Raw genomic sequence first — 20,877 nt, 5'->3', positions numbered from 1 at the left:
AACTAAATCAGCAGTAAGGCGTTAAGAACAATTTTATAAATAATTAATAATGGCGGATAAACCGAGAAAGAATAGTACCAATCAGCCCAACAAACCCAACTATCAAATTTGGGTCATTTTAGGTCTTATGGCCTTCATATTTGGCATCTCGTACTTTTCAAATAATAATTCTGCAGTTGAAATTTCCTTCAAGAGGTTTGAGCAAATGGTGCTTAGCAATGATGTGGAAAAAGTAACATTGATAGGAAATCAAAAAATTGTAGAAGTTACGCTGAAGCCTGAGGCTTTGCAGAATAGCAAATACAAAATTCAGTTAGAACAACAAAACAGATTTGGTGTTCAAAACACCGGGCCTCAATACTTTTTCAAAATAGAAAGCATTGACATTTTCGCGAGTAAGAAAAAAGAGTTGGATGCACAGTTGAAGTCAGGCAACGACTATGAGTATTTAGTTGATGATCGTTCGGATTACACTCATATATTTTTAAACTCAGGATTCTTTATTATCATCATTTTAGGCTTTTGGCTGCTGATGAGAAGAATGACCGGAGGCGGAGGTCCTGGTGGGCAGATATTTAATATTGGTAAATCTAGAGCGGCGTTGTTTGATGCGGAAAACAAAGTCAAAATCACATTTGATAATGTGGCTGGTCTGGACGAAGCTAAAGAGGAGGTAAAAGAAATTGTTGATTTCTTGAAGAATCCTTCAAAATTCACCAAGCTAGGTGGTAAGATTCCTAAAGGAGCATTATTGGTAGGCCCTCCAGGTACAGGTAAAACCTTATTAGCGAAAGCTGTAGCCGGTGAGGCTGCGGTGCCATTTTTTACTTTATCAGGTTCTGATTTTGTGGAGATGTTTGTAGGTGTAGGAGCTGCGAGAGTAAGAGACTTATTTAAACAAGCAAAAGAAAAGGCTCCTTGTATTGTGTTTATTGATGAGATAGATGCTATCGGGCGATCTAGAGGTAAAGGCCAGATGCCGGGTTCTAATGACGAAAGAGAAAATACTTTGAACTCTCTGCTTGTAGAGATGGATGGATTCTCTACTGATTCAGGTGTAATCATATTAGCTGCTACCAACCGTCCTGATGTGCTAGATTCGGCGCTTTTGAGACCTGGACGATTTGATAGACAAATTAGCATCGACAAGCCAGATATAGTAGGACGAGATGCTATTTTCAAAGTGCATTTGGGACCTATCAAATCGGATAAAGATGTGGATTCAAGGAAATTGGCAGCTCAGACACCAGGCTTTGCCGGCGCAGAAATTGCCAATGTTTGTAATGAGGCTGCACTGATTGCTGCAAGAAAAGATAAAAAAGCAGTGGATCTTAAAGATTTCCAAGACGCTATAGACAGAGTGATTGGGGGACTGGAGAAAAAGAGTAAAATCATATCTCCTGAAGAAAAGAAAATTGTTGCCTACCATGAGGCTGGTCATGCAGTCGCTGGTTGGTTTTTAGAACATGCAGATCCATTGGTGAAAGTGAGTATTGTACCAAGAGGCTATGCCGCGCTTGGATATGCTCAATACCTGCCAAGAGAACAGCACCTACACCAGACTGAACAATTGATGGACGAAATGTGCATGGCGCTAGGTGGTAGAGCTGCAGAGGAGATTGTTTTTGGTAAAATATCTACTGGCGCTTTGAGTGATTTGGAAAGGATTACCAAAATGGCTTACAGCATTGTGACTGTCTATGGTATGAACGAAGCTATTGGGAATATTTCATTCTATGATAGCAAACAATCTGAGTACAACTTCAATAAGCCTTATTCTGATGCAACCGCAGAGTTGATAGATAAGGAAGTGAAGAAAATCGTAGATGAGGCGTATGCTAGAACCAAGAAGCTATTGAGCGATAAGCGTGAGCAGCTTGAGAAAATTGCTTCTGAACTTCTAGAGAAAGAAATAATATTTCAGGCAGATTTGGAAGAGTTAATTGGGAAACGACCTTTTGAAAAAGACACCAATTATGCCGCCTTTACTAATGGTGCTTTAGGTCCAAAAGGTGAAGAAGAGGCGAAGAATGAAAAGGCGATCGAAGAACTCAAATCTGAGATAAAATCAGAAGTGGAGAGCGAAGAGGAAGATCCTTCATCCGCTCCTGAGAATCTCGAAGAAACAACGGAAGATTCTAAATAATACAATAAATTGGGGCTATGATTCATAGCCCCAATTTTTTTTCAGATGAACATATCTCTATCTGAATTAGGAAAAAACAAGAAGGTCTATTTTGCTAGTGACTTTCATCTTGGTATTCCCAATCATCGGGAGTCTCTGAAAAGAGAAAAACTAATTGTGCGATGGTTGGATGAAATCTCCAAAGATGCTCAAGCCATCTTTCTCGTAGGAGATGTCTTTGACTTTTGGTTTGAATATAAACAAGTCATTCCAAAGGGATTTGTAAGACTTCTGGGTAAGCTTGCCGAAATCGCAGATCAGGGTATAGAAATAATAGTTTTTTCAGGTAATCATGATTTATGGTTGAAAAATTACCTTGTTGATGAAATTGGTGTCCAGATCTATCATGAATCTCAATCCTATCAAATTGGTTCACATTCCTTCTACATCGCACATGGTGATGGCCTAGGCCCAGGCGACAGAAAGTTCAAGTTTTTCAAGAAAATTTTCAAGAACCCAGTATGCCAATGGTTGTTTCGATGGCTGCACCCGGATATCGGCGTGGCTATGGCTAAGCGCTGGTCAAATGGCAGTCGCTTGGCTCAACTAGATGAACCATTAACCTTTCATGGAGAAAGCGAATGGTTAGTGGTTCATAGTAAACAAGTCGAATCATCCTCTCACCACGATTACTATGTATATGGTCATAGACATATAGCCGGTGTTCATGATATGGAAGGTCATGCGGTTTATGTCAATTTGGGAGAATGGGTAACAGGAAGCACTTATGGCGTTTATGATGGAAGCGAATTCCTATTAAAGACATTCATGAATGACTAGAAGGTTAACCATATGGTTATTGATCCTTTTGCCATACAACTCCTTTGGTCAGCATTGGCAGTTGGTCAAGCAAGTAGAGTCTGGTGAGGTGGATAAGTTCGCCTTAGATCAGGTAGGAAATATTTATGTTACCAATTTACAAGGCGAGGTGGCTAAATATTCTTCAGAGGGAAAGCTTATGGTCGAATACGCACCAACTCAGGTTGCTGGTATCCACGAGATCACGGCATCGACTCAATTCAAAGTGTCACTATTTTATAAGGACTTGCAGGAGATTGTGGTTCTCAATAGATATTTATCCAGCCCCATAAGATATCGGTTACCTGACTTTAGATTGGGGTATGTAGAAGAGGTAGCGCCAAACTTTCAACAAGCCCTTTGGGCCTTAGATATTTCTGATTTTGCATTGAAATTGGTGGATTTTCGAGAGAACCGATTGCTAGAACAAAAGTCATTGGCTCAAGTGCTTGACCGAAATCTTGCGGATATTGTATCCTTTCATTCGCATCAAAACAGGATGTATGTTATTGATAAATCTTCCGGCATCCATGTATTTGATAATATTGGCAATTATATGTTCAAATTGATGGAGAATGCACCATCAAGTACAGGCTTCAATAAAGACTATTTATACTATCGGAAAGATGGATATTTGAATCTTATTCATCTCTATGAAGGTGAAGATCTTAAGCTAAGTATTCAAGAATTGGACTTTACCAGATTGGCCTATGGAAATGATCGTTTGGTAGCTATTACTTCAAAAGGATTCAATATATATAAGTATCTTAGCGGCCAGTAATTCAGCAATAATTTAATTCAGTTGCGAGTAATATATATGCGAGAGATTGTTATTCTTAGTCTGGTAATTTTGATGTTATGGGCTTGTGGTAAGGAGCCAGATTGTGATTTAGGCACACCTCAAAGTAGTATTACAGTGAATTTTTATAATAGTGAAGACTCTACAGCGCTTTTTAAGAAGTTTGTAAGAGTTACTGAAAGAAATTCGGATAGTGTGTTTTATAATTCCTCAGATTCATTGTCAAGTTTTAGACTGAATCTTGATCCTACAGCTGATCGTCTTACTTATGTATTTGTATCTAGTACTTCTGTTGATACCTTGAGTTTGAGTTATACGACTGAGCTGGAGTGGCTATCCGAGGAATGTGGGCCATCATTTTTTTATGATCAATTGGATGTGGTTGGTTCATCATATACTTACGATTTGGTTTCAACTTTTATTGATAATGCTATAGATGAAAATATTAAAATATATAACTAGCCTTATCATTCTACTTAGCGGTGAATATTTAATAGCTCAGGAGGCCAAAAAGGACTTTGTTCCTTCTGAAGTAATTTTTGCCACTGATGTGGTTGGATTGGGTAAAACTCTTTTTACAGACGAGATAAAACTTGAGTTTCATTCGAAAGTGGATTTCGGTCAATATTATCTAGCAGGTGAATTTGGAGTTGACAAAATCAATCCAACGGGAGAAGGATTCGATTATAGCTCAGAAGGCACTTTTTTTCGGGTGGGTCCTCACATCAATATGATGCCTTACAATAAGCACAGAAGTAGTATTTTCTTCGGGCTGATGTATGCTAGAAGTAATTTTAAAGATAAGATAAGTTACGATCAGGTGGATCAGGGATGGGGAGCAAGTACCTTGAATTATGCTAATGATAATCTAACTGCTCGCTGGTTTGAGGCCAATCTGGGTATTAATGTCAAAATCGCTGGTCCAATTTACTTGGGATATACCTTGAGGTTTAAGTTTTCAAAATCTCTTTCTGGAAACGAAGAACTTTTTCCTTTCGAAATACCTGGCTATGGTAAGGCGGATAAAGGGGGACAATTCGGTTTCAATTATTATGTAATCTATAAGCTGAGATTTAGGGATAAGCCGATACCAAAACGGCCTATTAAGATTCCCGAGAAAAAAGTAGAAGAGCCAAAACCTGGGCGTTAATAAAAATGGAACTTTTCGATCGCTATAGGGATTTCAAAAAACTAATTATTAGTGCATTTCTGTTAATAGGCTCGCTGTGCACAGGTATGTTTGGTTTTGTCCTGATTGAAGGGTTTAGTTGGGTTGAGTCCTTTTATATGGCTGTTATTACCTTTTCTACAGTTGGCTTCAATGAAGTTTATCCGCTTTCTGAGAAAGGGAGATTGTTTACGAGCATTTACATCATTTTCAACTTGATGATTTTTGCCTATGTAGTGTCAGTTTTTTCTACTTACCTTTTTGAAGGGGAATTAAATAGACTGTACAGAAAGTATGTTTTTGGAAAAGAAGTTAAAAAAATGAAGGATCATATCATTGTTTGCGGATTTGGCAGGAATGGCAACCGAGCCTGCGAAGAACTAAGAAGTCAGAAGGTAGATTTTGTAGTAGTAGACCGAGATGAGCAGCTAATTGATTTAATCCAAAATCAGAAGAAGTATAAATTTATTCTGGGTGACCCCACGCACGAAGAAGTGTTGGAAGAAGCTGGTATTAAAAAAGCAAAAGCATTGATTACAACTCTGCCTAGCGATGCAGAAAATGTGTTTTTAACATTGACAGTGAAGGATTTGAACCCTGAAGTGAAAATCATTTCACGTGCTTCTGAAGAAAATTCAATTAAGAAATTAAAGCAAGCTGGTGCCCAACATGTAATCATGCCGGATGCTATCGGTGGTCTGCATATGGCACAGCACATCACCAAACCATTTGTTATAGAATATTTGGATCAATTATCCGGACATCAAGAAGATGGATTGACACTAGAAGAAATTCGATATGAAGATTTGAAATCAGGTTTTCAGGGTCAGACCATCGAAGCGATGGATATTAGAAATAGAACGGATGTGACTGTTGTAGGTCTCAACGACAAGTATGGGAAGTTTGTATTCAACCCCTCATCTAAAGTGCTGATGGAGCCAGATGTTGTATTGGTAATTGTGGGTACATACCCAAAAGTTAAGGACTTCAAGTCGGAGTACTTGAAATAAAAAATCCCTACTATATTTTTACAGTAGGGATTGTATCTATACTTAAGATTGATGCTTTATCAATCGTAATAATCTAATCCTAGGTTAGTAATCAAATCCTCACCTGCCAAGTATCTCAAAGTGTTTTTCAACTTCATCAACTGTACAAAGATGTCATGCTGAGGCTTCAAACCTTTAGCCGCTTGTGGTGACTTCAAGTAGAATGACAACCACTCCTGGATACCGCCTTTCATGCCTGCTCTAGACGCTAGGTCAAGGAACAAGGCCAAGTCAAGTACTAATGGTGCAGCCAAGATCGAATCTTTACATAAGAAATCCACTTTGATCTGCATTTTGTAACCCAACCATCCTTTGATGTCGATGTTGTCCCATCCTTCTTTGTCATCACCTCTTGGAGGGTAGTAGTTGATTCTTACTTTGTGGTAAAGATTACCATAAAGTTTTGGGTGTAATTCTGGCTCTAATACTTGCTCTAATACACCTAGTTTAGAAACCTCTTTAGTTTTGAAGTTGTCCGGGTCGTCTAGTACTTCTCCATCTCTGTTTCCTAAGATGTTGGTAGAGAACCAGCCATCGATACCCAAAGATCTTGCCTTCAAACCTGGCGCTAAGATGGTTTTCATCAAAGTCTGGCCAGTTTTGAAATCTTTACCAGCGATAGGAGCGCCAGTTTGCTTAGCCAATTCAACGATAGCATCCACGTCGCAAGAAAGGTTCGGAGCACCGTTTGCGTAAGGCACGCCCATTTTTGCTGCAGCATAAGCATAGATCATACTTGGTGCAATGTCCGGGTGGTTGTTTCTCATCCCTTCTTCCAACTTCTCAATAGTAGAGTGAACTTCGCCCTCTTCGATGTAAATTTCAGTAGAACCACACCATACCATTACCAATCTATCACAGCCGTTTTCTTCTTTGAACTTCTTCATGTCGTCCATCAAAGCTTCAGCCAATTCCATTTTGTTGGCATATCCGGTTTTGATATAGGTACCTTCAAGTCGCTTAACGTAGTTCTTGTCAAACACAGCTTTCATTGGCTTGATTTGCTCCAGCTCGTCTTTCAACTCATTGAGCAAGTCTTTGTCCAGCACCTTAGCGTGCATGGCTGCTTCGTATGCATTGTCTTCAAAAACATCCCATCCGCCTAATACTACATTTTCTAATGGAGCCAACGGAATGAAATCTTTGATTAAAGGATTTCTATTCTCTGTTCTTTTACCCAATCTGATCGTCCCCATCTGAGTCAATGAACCGATTGGGTCAGATAATCCTTTTCTGATACTCAATACACCAGCCATGAATGTAGTAGATACTGCACCCATACCTGGAGTTAGAATGCCTAGCTTTCCTTTAGGCTCCTGAATTGTAATTTTGTCTGACATCTATATTCTATTTTAACGCTATTTTAACCAATGCTCGCTTCTGTACCAGTCGATAGTTTCCTGGATTCCCTCATACAAAGTATACTTTGGCTCTATGGCCAAATCCTTATAGAAATCCCTGGAATCGCACATCCAGTTCGAACATTTGAGTTCCTTTATTTTTTCAATATTCAATTGTGACAAATTTCCTGTGATCCGAGTATAGATCTCAGAGAAAAAGGCCACGACGTATACCACAGCAAGTGGTAGTTTTATTTTTAAAGTCTTTTTTGCTAAATATTTTTTGATCAGCAAATTGAACTTTTCATTGTCATATTCCCCATTATCGGACAGAAAATACTTCTTGTTTTTTATATCCGAAGTAGTTGCAACTATTATTCCTCGTGCCAAATCCTTCACATATATAAAGGACAACAATTGTAGTTTTCCCCCCACATATAATTCCAAATTTTTATTCACCAAATCGAATACCGGAAACATATCTTTATCCCCAGGCCCGAATACTGGAGGTGGGCGCAAAATTACATAAGGTAAAGAACAATTCTGCTCTATATACTCTTCTGCTTTTTTCTTGCTCCATCCATACGCAGAAACAGGATCACCTTCTTGATCAATTCTAATCATTTGATCATCCATTCCTGGAGAGGAGGCTGCCAAGCTGCTAATTAGTGTAAATTTCTTAATTGACTGCCCTGTACCTTCTAGTGCCTTGATTAAGTTGATGGTATAAGTATAGTTGACTAATTCGTATTCTGAATTATCTGTTGTCTTTGTAATCCCTGCATTGTGAATCACATAGTCTATAGAGCCATGGGACTCTATAAATTTATTTAGCGATGATAGTAAGTTTTCTTCAGAGGTTAAGTCGAGTTCAATAAAGCCTACTTTTTTGTTGGCCAAACTGGAGCGGTTACTTGATTTTCTTACAGCCGCAAAGACATTCAAATTTTCCGCTAGGGCATAGTCTACCAGGAACTTACCAATAAATCCAGTCGCGCCTGTGATTAGTATATTCATTTGGAGAAAAGTGGGGGAGTCTAGCGTACAGTTTGAGGTAAAAATAAAGCCTGAATTCTCAGGCTTTTATATTTTAGGCTTCTTTGGAGATTAACGATGGCTCTGCCAGCATTTCTTCCGGCTCACCAAAACCTATCATCTTTCTTGCTTTAATAAACTTATCTATAGCCACATCAATCTGCTCGTGAGAATGTGTTGCCATTAGCGAAAATCTTAACAACGATGAATTACTAGGCACTGCAGGAGAGATTACTGGATTAACAAAAACACCTTCGTTGAAAAGCATTTGCGTAACCTGGAAAGTCTTTGTATTGTCCCTTACGTATATAGGGACTATTGGAGATTCTGCATCACCTATGTCAAATTCGTTTTCTTTCAAACATTTGATGGTGTAGTTGGTGTTGTCCCAAAGTTTTTCAATTCTTTCTGGTTCGTCTTTGATGATTTCAAGTGCTGCTAATGCACTTGCTGCAGATGCCGGAGGAATACTTGCGCTAAACATCAACGCTCTTGCATGATGCTTCATATAGTCTATCGACGTGTGGTCAGCTGCAACAAATCCTCCCAAAGAGGCAAGTGACTTACTGAAAGTACCAACAATGAAGTCAACTTCATTTTCCAATCCGAAATGCGAAGCAGTTCCGGAACCTTGCTTTCCGATTACACCGACAGAGTGCGCATCATCAACAATGATAGTCCCTCCATATTTTTTAGACAGCTCAACAATCTGGGGTAATTTTACAATGTCACCTTCCATACTGAATATACCATCAACCACAATCATTTTGACGGCGTCATCTGGCAGCCTGCTTAATTGCTTCTCCAAAGACTCCATGTCATTGTGCTTGAATTTAAGCACTTTAGAAAAGGAGAGTCTTGTACCGTCAATGATAGAAGCATGGTCTAGTTCATCGATCAGAATATAATCATTTCGCCCGGTTAGGCAAGAAATGGTTCCAAGATTTGATTGAAAACCAGTACTGAAAACTAGCGCAGCATCCTTTTTGAAGTATTCTGCCAAATTGTTCTCGAGTTGTACATGAAGATCTAAAGTTCCATTAAGGAATCTTGATCCAGCACATCCAGTACCATATTTGTCTACGGCTAGTTTGGCAGCCTCTTTCACCTTTGGGTGATTGGTAAGTCCCAGATAGCTGTTCGAGCCAAACATCATAACCCTTTTGCCATTGATAATGACTTCCGTGTCCTGATTTGAGCCTATTTCCCTGAAATAAGGATATAAGCCTGCGTCTCTCGCATCTTTAGCTACTGTGTACCTCGCCAAACGTTGTTGTAAAATACTCATCAATTATCGGTTTTGTAAAGAATACTTTGGTGCTTTATACCGTCCCTTTAGCTGATGTTTGAGGAATAATATTCCTCAAACTAGCAAATTACCAATTTATATTCTTTAGAATTCAATTAGTCCCTTTTTTATTTCGTCAGATTGCTTTTTTAAACAATCTGTGCTTTTTATAAACTTTACCATTAATATTTTCAATGGCTTTGTTCATCATGTCATTATTTTCTAATATCCATGAAGCCTCTCCAAAAGACATTCCTTTTTTCTTGGCTTCTTCGAATGCCTTCATATAGAAGTAGGCATCTATCCCCATCTTTCTATAACCTTCGACTAATCCTAAGGTTACAATACGTACTCTATCAATATTTTTTTTATGATAAAGCAATTTGAATATCCCGAAAGGAAGCAATCTCCCTCTTTTTAATTTCTTAAGTGGAATATTCATATCTGGAATACTCAAGGTAAAACCAATTGGTTTTCCTTCATGTTCTGCAATCAATACAAAATCCGGATCTACGATTTGTTTCATGTCTTTGGCGGCATGCTTAAATTCCGCATCTGTCATGGGTACAAATCCCCAGTTTTTCTCCCAGGCCGAATTGTATATTTCTATAATCTTATCTATCTCTTCAGTAAACTTTTTGAGATTGATCTTTCTAATAGTGATTCCTTTACTATTCAGACGTTCTAAAATTTTGTCAGACATGCGTATTAACTTGTCTGGAACATCTTCAGTTTTAATCTTGTAGGACAACAAATCCATGTCCTTTTCAAACCCATACCTTTCTAGAAATTCTTTGTAGTAAGGCTTGTTGTATGGCATCATCACTGTAGGAGGTGTGTCAAACCCTTCAATCAGTGTGCCGCAAGTTTCGTTGGTAGAATAGTTTTCGGGACCAGATAGTTTTGAGAGGCCTCTTTCTTTTTGCCAGGCCGCCACCTTATTCAATAGTGCCTCAGCTACCTCGTAATCTTCGATGGTATCGAAAAATCCAAATTTGCCCGACTGATCGCCGGTGAATTCTAGGTAATTATTGTTTTTTATGGCTGCGATACGTCCGACAATGGTATTGTCTTTGTAGGCTAAGAAAAAATCAGCCTCTGAATGTTGGAAGAAAGGATGATTTTTTTTGTCCAGCAGATCTTTTTGAGCAAGGTAAAGTTCAGGCACGTAGTTTCCGTCATGAGCATATAGCTCATGCGGGAAATCAATAAACTTTTTAAGATCCTTTTTTTCCTGAACTTGTATTACTTCGATCATTCAATCAATTATGGTTGCTGCACACCATTAAAAAATAATGCGCAAAGATATATTTATTGGCTATGTATTCATATTTAATTTCAAATATTGTAGCCGATTTTGGAGGCGAAAAGCATAAAATACTTACTTCTAAAGAGAGCAATATTTTTAAGCTTCTGTTGGTTTAATTGTACTCTTTTTATTTTTAATTGAAATATTAAGAGAGTAGATTCAATAACAGCCACCTACATTTATATTACGACAAGCAAAAGTGATAGGTCACCCAAGCACCGTACGATTTTTTTTGCATTTTTTTATAAATAAATTTTCTAGTGTACTGATATCATATACAACGTAACCTCAGTTCAAAAAAACATAAAACTAAAATGAAGAAAATTGGTTGGGTAATATTTGGTGTTTTTTCCGTGCTCATAGGTGTTTATCCTGTGTTGTATGGATTGGTGGATATGAGTCAGGGCTTTTTAGGAGGAAAAACCGATGAGTTATTGAATAGTTCAGTTTGGAACTGGCTTTTCTATCAGCACATCAGTATGGGAGCCATTAGTATGCTTACAGGATGGACCCAATTCAGTAAAAAACTGAGAGCGAAAAATATTAACCTTCATAGGACTTTGGGTAAAATCTATGTTTTCTCTGTTTTACTCAGTGGATCAGCAGGTCTTTATTTATCATTTTTCGCAACAGGAGGAATTATTGCTGGTTTTGGGTTCGGGACTATGGCCGTTTTATGGTTGGGCACTACCGTAATGGCTTTTTTGACCATCAAGCAAGGTCAGGTGAGTGCGCATCAAAACTGGATGATTCGAAGCTATGCGCTTTGCTGGGCTGCAGTTACTTTGAGGTTATGGCTACCTGGTTTGCAGGCTTTTGGAGGGATGGAATTTATTTCTGCCTATTTATTAGTTTCTTGGTTGTGTTGGGTGCCAAATTTGGCTGTGGCTGAGATGTTTTTTATTCGTAGTTCGGTAAATAAGTCATAGATTAATACATAGGATTTGTTCTTCCAACCGTTTCAAGTAGACTAAAAAGACCCGGAGACGCCGGGTCTTTTTTTTAGTTATAAATACTTAAAAAATCTCTGAGGTCGTCTTCAGGTTCGATATGTAGTTTTATTTTGATGTCGGCAATGTTTGATTCAACAGCCTCTAAAGATTGATCCATGTTGATCGACATATTCTTTAGCTTGATGCCAATTTTGGCATAGGCACAGATACGAAGTTGAGTAGGGGTCAGATTATCGAAATCCCCCTTAAGGTTTTCGAAAAAGCTAGGGAACTTATTATCGAACTTTACAATAAAGTCTGCCCATGATTCTGTTTGTTCAAAATGCTCTTCCGTTGCTTTTTCTCTGTAAAGCTCTGGCAGCACCTCTTGATTAGAATCCAGTTTTATAGTCTTTTTTGTACTTCTATTGTTTGAGGCATTAAAAGCGAGTGCTTTTTCCACTGCAGCATCTATTTGGTCAGGTCCCTTCAGCGGTTTGGATAGAAAACAAGAAGCACCAGCAGCGATTAAGTCACCCTCGGATTCCCAATGTGAGGATACAATAATAATAATAGGATTGTGCTCTAAGGCTGCTATGGTAGCAAAAGCATCCGCTTCCTTCATCTGCACATCCAAAAATAGAATTTCTGGTTTTAGCTCATCAATGGCCTGTATACCTTCTATTGGATTCAGGTAACATCCTATCAGGTCTACATACTTGGTGTGCTGTGCATAGGCCGTCATCACAGTAAGCAATATTTTATCGTCATCGATATATATTGCTTTATACTTCTTCTCTTCACTCATTTCGCCGCAAAATACAAATTAGATTTTTTTTTAGACAAATTTTTCGATGAGTGAGCTCGAAAAAAAATGACTTTTTAATTTATCGCTTTTTTTGTCTATTTCAATTTGCATTTAGCCAATTTCTAATGGGATAGAACTAATTTTGACCAATTTTAAACTATTATCAATTGCGAATTCCTTCGCATGCAATTTTGACCTTAACAAAAGTTTCCTTGAAAAATTTTCTTATCGTTTTAGCTTTTCTTGTTTCTGTTAACTCTGGCTTTGCTCAGGAATACCCGCTCGAGACGGTGATCCAACGAGGGCATCGAGCAGCGGTCCGCACGGTAGTTTACAGTCCTGATGGCAAGTTCATTGCCACTGGTAGTCGAGACAATAGCATCAAACTATGGGAGGTTTCTACTGGTCGAGAAATTAGAACGTTTTTGGGTCATATCAATCCGGTTAATATTGTGGCATTCGATCCAAGTGGCCGGTGGTTGGCGAGTGGCTCTTCCGACAATAGCATCATCATTTGGGAGGTAGCTACAGGCAAAATCAAACAAAAAATAGAAGGACATGACAGGCGTGTTTCGTCTTTGAACTTTAATTCCGACGGCAGTCAATTGGCTTCCGGAGGTTGGGATCGATTGGCTTACGTTTGGCGTGTAAGTACTGGCGAAAAACTAGGAGAGTATAAGGGTAATCCTGCCACTGGTATCGGCGTAGGAGTGCAGGTGTTATTCTCAAAAGATGATAAAAAACTCATCACCGGAAATGACGATGGAAAAATTATTATCTACAATCTGGATTCAGGCATTCCTCAGGACACTTTAAGAAATATCAGTCCGAGCTCATGTGGGGGGTGTCCAAGTTTTATCCAATTGGATGAAAAAGGCTCCAAGCTTTTATCAGCGAGCCGACGTGGCCCCGTTACATGGTGGGATTGGAAGTCAGGCAAAATCATTAAGGAATTTAGCGGAGACGGCGAGGAATATAATGCTGTCGGAATGAAAGGTAGTACGGTATTCGTGTCGGATGAAGATACTTTGAAGCTTTGGAACACCTCTGGCCAATTGATTAGAAAGATTCTTGTTGATAGCACAGAGATCAATTCGGCAACACTAAGTCCGGATGGTAGATATATCGCAGCTGCCACTAATGATCGGGTGACAAGAATTTGGAATGTACAAAGTGGGAAGCTTGTGAAGCAGTTGAAAGGTTTTCTAAATGACGCGGCGGATAATGGATTGGGATTGGACCCTGAGTCTTATTGGCAATACAATATCAGCAGATATGTCAATTTCAAAGAAGGAATAAGAGTTTCACCAGATGAACAATTTGTAGTGAAAGCGGTTGGTAAATCCGCGCAGCTCTGGGATTTGAGTAAGGGCAGGGTGGTTCGCTCTTTTGATGGACATGAAAATGGAGTGATATGCTTTGAGTTTTCTCAGGATGGTGAATATCTATTCACAGGAAGTGGAGATAAAACAATCAAAATGTGGGAAGTAGCTACTGGCCAATTGGTAAGAACTTTTAAAGGACATCGTGAGTTGATTTTCGAATTGGCTTTGAGCCAGAATGGAAAATATTTGGTAAGTGGAAGTTGGGATGGCACGGCCCGACTTTGGGATATAGCCTCTGGTGATGAAATTCAGACCTATCGAATGGAGCAAAACTCCCCGTATGCCTTGTCATTTGCCCTCAACGATCTTTACCTGGCCGTTGGCAGTTTAGGGAAAGAATTAAGGCTGATCGAGATAGACAGTGGCGAGCCGGCCAGGACCTTTATTGGCCATACAGAGATAGTATCTGACATTCAGGTTAAAAACAGTCAGATGCTCACCACCAGCTGGGACGGTAAAGCCAAACTTTGGGATATCGCCTCTGGACTTAGTATACAAAAGTTTGTAGGTCATGAGGGACAAATTTTTTCCGTTGCATTTCATGAAAATGGTCAGCAAATCATAACCGCTGGCTCTGATCGTATCGCCAGACTTTGGGATGTGAAGACCGGTGAAATGGTTCGAACATTTCAGGGACATACTGACGCCATTACTTCAGTATATTTTATTCATGCGAATAAGCATTTAATCACTCATAGTTTGGATGGTACCACTAGAATCTGGGACGTTAAAACTGGGGAGGAAATGATTTCACATATTCTGTTGAACAATGGTGATTGGTTAGTTACCAATCGAAATGGATATTTTGATGCCACGGAAAAGGCCAAAGAAAATATCTTTTTTGTGCGTGGATTGAAAAGTTACTCGTTAGATCAATTCTTCGAAGATTTTTATCAACCGGGTATCCTTGGTGAGTCTTTAAAGGCAGGAGGGTTGCTTAATGAAAAGATCAACATTAAATCTAAACTTAAGAATTCCCCACCTCCGACGGTTGAAATCATTTCTCCTAGTTCGGGTGAACATTTAACAAAAAATGAAATTGATGTGATGGTCAAAATCACCGATGAAGGAGGAGGGATGGATGAAGTAAAACTTCTGCACAATGGAAAACGATTGCCTGGTCATGATCGAATGGCGAGGGTGAAGCCGAAGCCTGGGAAGTCCGTTTTTCATCATTATCCTGTTCAGTTGGTACCTGGAAAAAACATCATTGCAATTTCGGCCTTTAGCGATGAGCGAATTGAATCGGAATTGACGCAGCGCGAAATTTATGCGGATGGCATTCATGAAGACATTACCTGTCATGTGATGGCCATTGGCATCAACAAATACAAGAACCCACAATTAGATTTGAATTATGCTTTGGAGGATGCTGAGGCCTTTTTGAAACTAGTGAAAACGAAGGGCAAGAAGCTGTTCAATAAAACTCAAGTGTACTCGCTATTCAATGAAGAAGCAACCAAAGCGAACATGCTTGCTATGCTGGATGAGATAGCGGTCAATGCAAGACCTCAGGATGTTTTCTTTTTCTATTATGCTGGACACGGCAGTATGGTCGAAGGCAATTTCTATTTTATTCCTACAGAAAATATCAGATTGTACGACTTTGATTTGTTGACTAATGAGGCTGTGAATGCGGCTACATTACAGCAGAAGTTTGCCAATATCAGCGCCCTAAAGCAGCTCGTTGTTTTGGATGCTTGTCAGTCTGGTGGGTCTACGGAGTTGCTAGCTGTTCGTGGTGCCAGTGAAGAAAAAGCGATGGCACAGTTGTCACGTAGTTCTGGCGTGCATGTATTGGCTGCATCAGGTAGCGAACAGTTTGCTACAGAGTTTGCTGAGCTAGGGCACGGACTTTTTACCTATGTACTGCTAGAGGCCTTAAGTGGTAAAGCCGATGGTGCACCCAAGGATGGGAAAGTCACCATTTATGAACTCAAAGCCTATATAGACTCGCAAGTTCCAGAGTACTCTACACAATATAAAGGCAAACCTCAATATCCAGTGACCTATTCCAGAGGTCAGGATTTTCCTGTGGTGATCGAGTAATTAGTTGAGGATATCATATTTAATTATTGTATCTGACTTAAGGGGTTCATTAAAGTAGCTGAGAATTGGTGATGTATGTTGGTCAATGACCAGATAAACATGATAGTGCATACCCATAAAAATACAGTCCTGAACCAGAGCAGAATATTCACCCTCTGAGTGAATAATTATGGATTCGGGCCTGACTAACTGTTTACTCTTTCCGATTTGTATTTCATTAATAGGCCCCAAAAATTTGGCGGCGTATTGTGACTTTGGATTTTGATAGACTTCTACGGGATGTCCTACCTGTTCTATATTGCCTTGATTAAGTATGATAATGTGATCTGCTACAGCCAGCGCTTCGGCAGGGTCATGGCTCACTAATAGGACAGTAATGTCCAACTTGCGAAGCATATCAATGATTTCTTTTCTTACCTCAGTTTTCATCGGCAAATCCAAATTGCTGAAAGGTTCGTCGAGCAGCACTATTTCTGGTTCGTCGGCTACTGCTGCAGCCATTGCTATGCGCTGTTGTTGTCCTCCTGAGAGCTCTCTTGGAAATCGATCAGCGTAAGATTCAAGCTTACATACTTCTAATAATTCTTCAATGCGTGCTTCTTTTTCTTCCGCCGGGTAGTGTGATATTTTTTTGCCTATGTTATCTCTAACCGTCCAAAACTGTTGAAGTTTGAAGTCTTGGGGAACGTAAGCCAAATGATCGTAGCCCGGCACCAAATTTTGCGAAGGACCTGTGATTTCTTCCTCATCAACTAAAATTTGCCCACTATCTAAATCTTCTAATCCTGCTATAATTTTAAGTAGGGTGCTTTTTCCAGATCCGCTTTCTCCTAGTATATAGGTAACCTTCCCAGTTTCTATTATTGTAGAAATATTGGTAAGTGCATCGACTTGATTATCGTAGGATTTGTAAACTTGATTAAGCTTGATCACAGATGTGATAGAGTTTTATGAATCGCAAAAAGAATATAAATACATGACATGCCAGCTAGAAAATGAGGAAATGACCGTGATTTTCTCAATCAGACAGAAAAGGTGAGTTTAGTTTAGATAAATCGTAAAAATCGTGCCTTTTTCGGGTTTGCTTTTTACTTCTATATGACCATGATGATGGTCTATGATGGTTTTGATTAGATAAAGGCCTAAACCACTTCCTTCTTTGGAGGTGTCTAGTTGTTTGAATGGCTCCAATATCTCAGTCCCACTTACGTTAGAATCGAACCCCATACCATTGTCTCGTACTTCTAATACGATATGATCATTGTCTTTGTAGGATTCAATTTCGATTTCTAAGAGTCGGTTGGGGCTGCTGTATTTTATAGCATTGGTGATCAAATTCAAGAAGATGCTTTTCAATTGGCTTGCTGGATACCTGACGGTGGGACACTTCGCAAACCACCTGGTTACTATTACTTTAGAAGTCTCCAATTGAACCGAAATACTTTTTTCAACTTCGGATAAAATGTCTTCAAAGTTTAGCAGTTCAGACTTAGAGTCTAGATTTTCCCTCAGCTTATGCACCTCGTTAAGTGCGTTGACTACAGTCTGAATTTGTTTGGCAGAAGTCTGTGCGTGCTCAAGTATTTTGTCATGATCATCTGCGGATTTATCCAGCCGTTCGAGCAGCCCTATTAGGTTGATAATTGGAGCTTTTAGGTCATGGGCGGTGCTATAAGAAAAATGAATGTGTCGTTCTATTTCTTCTTGTGCATCGTGTAGTTTGACTACCATTTCATTAAATGTTGTGGTCAACTCGGCGGTAAGTCCGGTTGGTGGGGCAGCTACTTGAACTGACGTTTCTCCTTTTCCTAAGCGCTTCACTCCCTCAGTGAGCTGATCAATTGGAATGGTGGTTTTATTACTGGAAATGAAAGAAATAATAATGGCGATCATGACGAAAAAACAGGTGAAAAGCACAATGAGTCTAAGTGTATTCCTTTCATCCGATTCAATACCATTTACCACTGTCGCGGTATAACCCTCAATCTGCAATAGGATCACGGCTACCTGCTTGTTAAACTTTTCTTCCTCGGCTTCTACATCAGCTACCCGATCTATGGCTTCAGCCACATTGCCGGCTTTGAACAGTTCAATAACTGCCAAGGCATCTCTTTCATAGCTCAAATGTTCTTTTTCCATGCGCTTAAGTGAATTGAGGAGATCCTTCATAATGATACGCTGATTGTCAGATATGGCTTCCGCTATACCTACTTTCACTTGTTCCTCAGCTTCTTTCAGCTCCTCATCAACCAACACTGCCAGATATCTAAATATGCTGTCGGCTCTGTTAAAATTTTCCTGAGCGTTTTCGTATTTACCGATTTCTTCTGCGAAGCGAACGGCACGTTCAAAATTGATGGATTGTTCTAGCTGATGAGTTTCGATGTTGGTCATAGCCTCGATGAGAGGTACATCTATCCGCGCCACTTCATCAATGGAGTTGTGGCTATTGTATATCCGCATCATGCTGAATATACCGATGGCAATTAACAAAACGATAAGAAATAGACTAGCTCCTGATATATGCTTAGCTAATGTTTTTCTCACTTGTCAATCAACTTTAGTTTATTATAATTTTTAAAAAGAACGACCGAATCAGTCGCACAGTTTAGTATCGTCAGGTGTGAATTTTAAATGTACAATTTTTTAATGACTTAAAGATGTGAAAATCACTAAATTATAAATTGCTTTCTGAGAAAATGACAAAGAAAAAGGTGGGTAAATACCCACCTTAAACCTTATTATTAACTAATTATTATTTTAAAGAACAAGTTAAACGACCTGTAGCTCTTCTATTTTTTCGTTATTAGAAATGTATTCTTCAAGTAAGATCTCATCTGAGTAAACGGCAGCTGCTCGATCTCTTAAGTTGTAATTCGAGCTTAAAACCTGCCCGTAGGCGCCTGCAGACCGGATCTTTAGAAAATCTCCGCGATGAGTTTTAGGTAATTCTGTTTTGCCAAAAGTGTCAGAGCTTTCACAGATCGGCCCTACTACATGATAAGGCTCCAATTCACCTTCTTTAGAAATATTCTCTACTTTGTGAAAAGCATTGTATAAAGCTGGTCTCATCAAATCGGTCATGCCTGCATCCAGAATTGCAAAGTTTGAACTCACTCCTTTTTTCACATACAATACTTTGGATATCAGAGAACCACACTGGCCTACGATTGATCTGCCTAATTCAAAATGAACGGTTTGACCTTCTTCGAGATTCAAGAATTTTTCAAATACTCTAAAGTATTCAATAAAATTTGGAATCAGTTGAGATTCTGGATCGGTATAGTTAATACCTAATCCTCCACCAACGTTGATATGTTCTAGAACAATACCTCGCGCCTTGAGGCTAGCAATCACGTTATTGGCCTGCTGACATAGGTTGGCAAAGGGGTTTAGATTCAAAATCTGTGAGCCAATATGAAAATGTATGCCCTTTAACGCGAGGTTTTTGTGTTTCAATATTTCATCTACCGCCGCGTCCAACTCCGTAATAGGAATGCCGAATTTGTTTTCATTCAGTCCCGTAGTAATTTTATGATGGGTCTGTGCATCAACATTAGGGTTGATTCTAAATGCAATACTTGCCACCGCTCCATGTCTTTCTGCTATTTCATTGATCACTTCGAGTTCTTCTATCGATTCACAGTTGATACTATGAATACCTTGTGAAATGGCTAAATCTAGCTCTTCGTCGGATTTACCGATTCCTGCTAAGACAATATCATTTGGTTCGAAACCAATTTCGATCGCTTTTTTAATTTCATTGCCACTGACACAATCCGCTCCAAGTCCATGTTTTTTAATGGTTTGAAGGATACGATCTTCGGCATTAGCTTTAATCGCATAGTGTACTTTAAAATTGGGATTGTTGATTGCTGCTTGCATAGCAGCTAACGTGTTTTCCAGCAGCGTCAAATCGTAGTAATAAAATGGTGTTCTTACCGACATCTTTGGTTTCAATTTTAAATTCAGAATTCAAAAGTATTTTTTAAGTGAGGTCATGTGAAATAAATGTTAGAATTATTCATAATATTTGCACTTTGTTAAATATTTAACGACATGAAGAAGATATCGGATATTGTAGAAGAGGGAATCAGAAAGATGCCATTTATTGAGGAGGCCATGATGGCCAATTTGATTAATTATTCGTCGCTTGCGAGGCTGCTGCAGCCCTATGTGTCTAAGGTATTGATGAAAGATGCTACGGAAGCTTCGATTCTAATGGCACTCAAACGTCGCTCTACTATGGGAGCCAATGCACTCAATTTAAATCCAAAGAACTTCCGTGAGCATATTGGGGATATTTTCGTGAGATCTGGTCTGTCTACATTTACCTATGCGAATTCGCCAACGTTGACAGAAAACCAGACCCGTCTACTTCATGAAGTTCAAAACCTACCGGATACTTATTGCTCCTTTACTCAGGGGATGTACGAACGAACGTTAATCGTGAGTGAGAATATTGTAGATCGGGTGAAAAGGATATTTGAAAAGGAGACTTATGTCACCGGTAATAGCCAGCTCAGTTCAGCTACAGTGATGCTCAAGGCTTCAAATATTAGAGCATACGGTCTTTATTACTACATATTTAAAATGATTGCCTGGTACGGTATTACGGTAATAGAGGTGATTTCTACCTCCAACGAGTTTTCCATAGTAGTGGAGCAAAAGAACATTAATGACGCCTTTTCTGTATTGATGAAAATTAAGATGGATGAGGGGGGACTGTGAT

The 20,877-nt window shown here is 39.2% G+C and carries 17 protein-coding genes; 9 read left to right on the top strand and 8 right to left on the bottom strand.

Going from position 1 to position 20,877, the window contains the following annotated elements; all coding sequences use genetic code 11:
* The first annotated feature begins 49 nt into the window (after positions 1-49).
* The 6 genes from ftsH to R8N23_RS18360 are packed head-to-tail and all read left to right on the top strand — an operon-like array spanning position 50 to position 5,960.
* Complete coding sequence (gene ftsH, locus R8N23_RS18385) at positions 50-2,146, top strand: ATP-dependent zinc metalloprotease FtsH (protein ID WP_318173067.1); 2,097 nt, start codon at positions 50-52, stop codon at positions 2,144-2,146.
* A 45-nt stretch (positions 2,147-2,191) separates the two neighbouring features.
* Positions 2,192-2,965 (top strand): UDP-2,3-diacylglucosamine diphosphatase, encoded by a 774-nt coding sequence (locus tag R8N23_RS18380; protein ID WP_318173066.1) that lies wholly within the window; start codon positions 2,192-2,194, stop codon positions 2,963-2,965.
* Complete coding sequence (locus R8N23_RS18375; protein ID WP_318173065.1) at positions 2,958-3,764, top strand: hypothetical protein; 807 nt, start codon at positions 2,958-2,960, stop codon at positions 3,762-3,764. Before R8N23_RS18380 ends, R8N23_RS18375 begins: the two co-directional genes overlap by 8 nt.
* 21 nt (positions 3,765-3,785) lie before the next feature.
* Positions 3,786-4,244, top strand: a complete 459-nt coding sequence (locus tag R8N23_RS18370; protein WP_318173064.1) for a DUF6452 family protein — start codon at positions 3,786-3,788, stop codon at positions 4,242-4,244.
* Complete coding sequence (locus tag R8N23_RS18365) at positions 4,219-4,932, top strand: DUF6048 family protein (protein WP_318173063.1); 714 nt, start codon at positions 4,219-4,221, stop codon at positions 4,930-4,932. Before R8N23_RS18370 ends, R8N23_RS18365 begins: the two co-directional genes overlap by 26 nt.
* 5 nt (positions 4,933-4,937) lie before the next feature.
* On the top strand, positions 4,938-5,960 hold the full coding sequence (locus R8N23_RS18360; protein WP_318173062.1) for a potassium channel family protein: 1,023 nt from the start codon (positions 4,938-4,940) through the stop codon (positions 5,958-5,960).
* A gap of 59 nt (positions 5,961-6,019) precedes the next feature.
* Here R8N23_RS18360 and R8N23_RS18355 read toward each other — a convergent pair whose 3' ends face one another.
* The 4 genes from R8N23_RS18355 to R8N23_RS18340 form a co-directional block, all read right to left on the bottom strand.
* Complete coding sequence (locus R8N23_RS18355) at positions 6,020-7,339, bottom strand: inositol-3-phosphate synthase (protein WP_318173061.1); 1,320 nt, start codon at positions 7,337-7,339, stop codon at positions 6,020-6,022.
* Between the two features lie 18 nt (positions 7,340-7,357).
* Positions 7,358-8,356 carry an NAD(P)-dependent oxidoreductase gene (locus R8N23_RS18350; RefSeq protein ID WP_318173060.1) on the bottom strand — a complete coding sequence of 333 codons (999 nt, stop codon included), beginning with the start codon at positions 8,354-8,356 and terminating at the stop codon, positions 7,358-7,360.
* Positions 8,357-8,429: 73 nt separating this feature from the next.
* Positions 8,430-9,662, bottom strand: coding sequence for a serine palmitoyltransferase (gene spt, locus R8N23_RS18345; RefSeq protein ID WP_318173059.1), 1,233 nt, complete (start codon positions 9,660-9,662; stop codon positions 8,430-8,432).
* A gap of 136 nt (positions 9,663-9,798) precedes the next feature.
* Positions 9,799-10,920, bottom strand: a complete 1,122-nt coding sequence (locus R8N23_RS18340; protein ID WP_318173058.1) for a hypothetical protein — start codon at positions 10,918-10,920, stop codon at positions 9,799-9,801.
* A 365-nt stretch (positions 10,921-11,285) separates the two neighbouring features.
* Here R8N23_RS18340 and R8N23_RS18335 point away from each other — a divergent pair, with 365 nt between their 5' ends.
* Positions 11,286-11,900: a DUF2306 domain-containing protein gene (locus R8N23_RS18335; protein WP_318173057.1), complete on the top strand. Its 615-nt coding sequence runs from the start codon at positions 11,286-11,288 to the stop codon at positions 11,898-11,900.
* Between the two features lie 73 nt (positions 11,901-11,973).
* Here R8N23_RS18335 and R8N23_RS18330 read toward each other — a convergent pair whose 3' ends face one another.
* The gene (locus R8N23_RS18330) at positions 11,974-12,711 is read right to left on the bottom strand and encodes a LytR/AlgR family response regulator transcription factor (protein WP_318173056.1); all 738 of its coding nucleotides are present in this window, start codon (positions 12,709-12,711) and stop codon (positions 11,974-11,976) included.
* Between the two features lie 212 nt (positions 12,712-12,923).
* On the opposite strand from R8N23_RS18330, the gene R8N23_RS18325 reads away from it, so the two are divergent.
* Positions 12,924-16,145, top strand: coding sequence for a caspase family protein (locus R8N23_RS18325; protein WP_318173055.1), 3,222 nt, complete (start codon positions 12,924-12,926; stop codon positions 16,143-16,145).
* Here R8N23_RS18325 and R8N23_RS18320 read toward each other — a convergent pair whose 3' ends face one another.
* The 3 genes from R8N23_RS18320 to lysA all read right to left on the bottom strand — a co-directional run bounded on the left by R8N23_RS18320 (position 16,146) and on the right by lysA (position 20,093).
* Positions 16,146-17,078: an ABC transporter ATP-binding protein gene (locus tag R8N23_RS18320; protein ID WP_318173054.1), complete on the bottom strand. Its 933-nt coding sequence runs from the start codon at positions 17,076-17,078 to the stop codon at positions 16,146-16,148.
* A 108-nt stretch (positions 17,079-17,186) separates the two neighbouring features.
* The gene (locus tag R8N23_RS18315) at positions 17,187-18,692 is read right to left on the bottom strand and encodes a HAMP domain-containing sensor histidine kinase (protein WP_318173053.1); all 1,506 of its coding nucleotides are present in this window, start codon (positions 18,690-18,692) and stop codon (positions 17,187-17,189) included.
* 225 nt (positions 18,693-18,917) lie between these two features.
* Positions 18,918-20,093 (bottom strand): diaminopimelate decarboxylase, encoded by a 1,176-nt coding sequence (gene lysA / locus R8N23_RS18310; protein WP_318173052.1) that lies wholly within the window; start codon positions 20,091-20,093, stop codon positions 18,918-18,920.
* Positions 20,094-20,204: 111 nt separating this feature from the next.
* On the opposite strand from lysA, the gene R8N23_RS18305 reads away from it, so the two are divergent.
* The gene (locus R8N23_RS18305) at positions 20,205-20,876 is read left to right on the top strand and encodes a hypothetical protein (protein ID WP_318173051.1); all 672 of its coding nucleotides are present in this window, start codon (positions 20,205-20,207) and stop codon (positions 20,874-20,876) included.
* Position 20,877: the final 1 nt, after the last annotated feature.

The organism is Reichenbachiella sp., from assembly GCF_033344935.1.
In the GTDB taxonomy this organism is placed as follows: domain Bacteria; phylum Bacteroidota; class Bacteroidia; order Cytophagales; family Cyclobacteriaceae; genus Reichenbachiella.
This window is presented reverse-complemented; position numbering and strand designations above follow the sequence as displayed.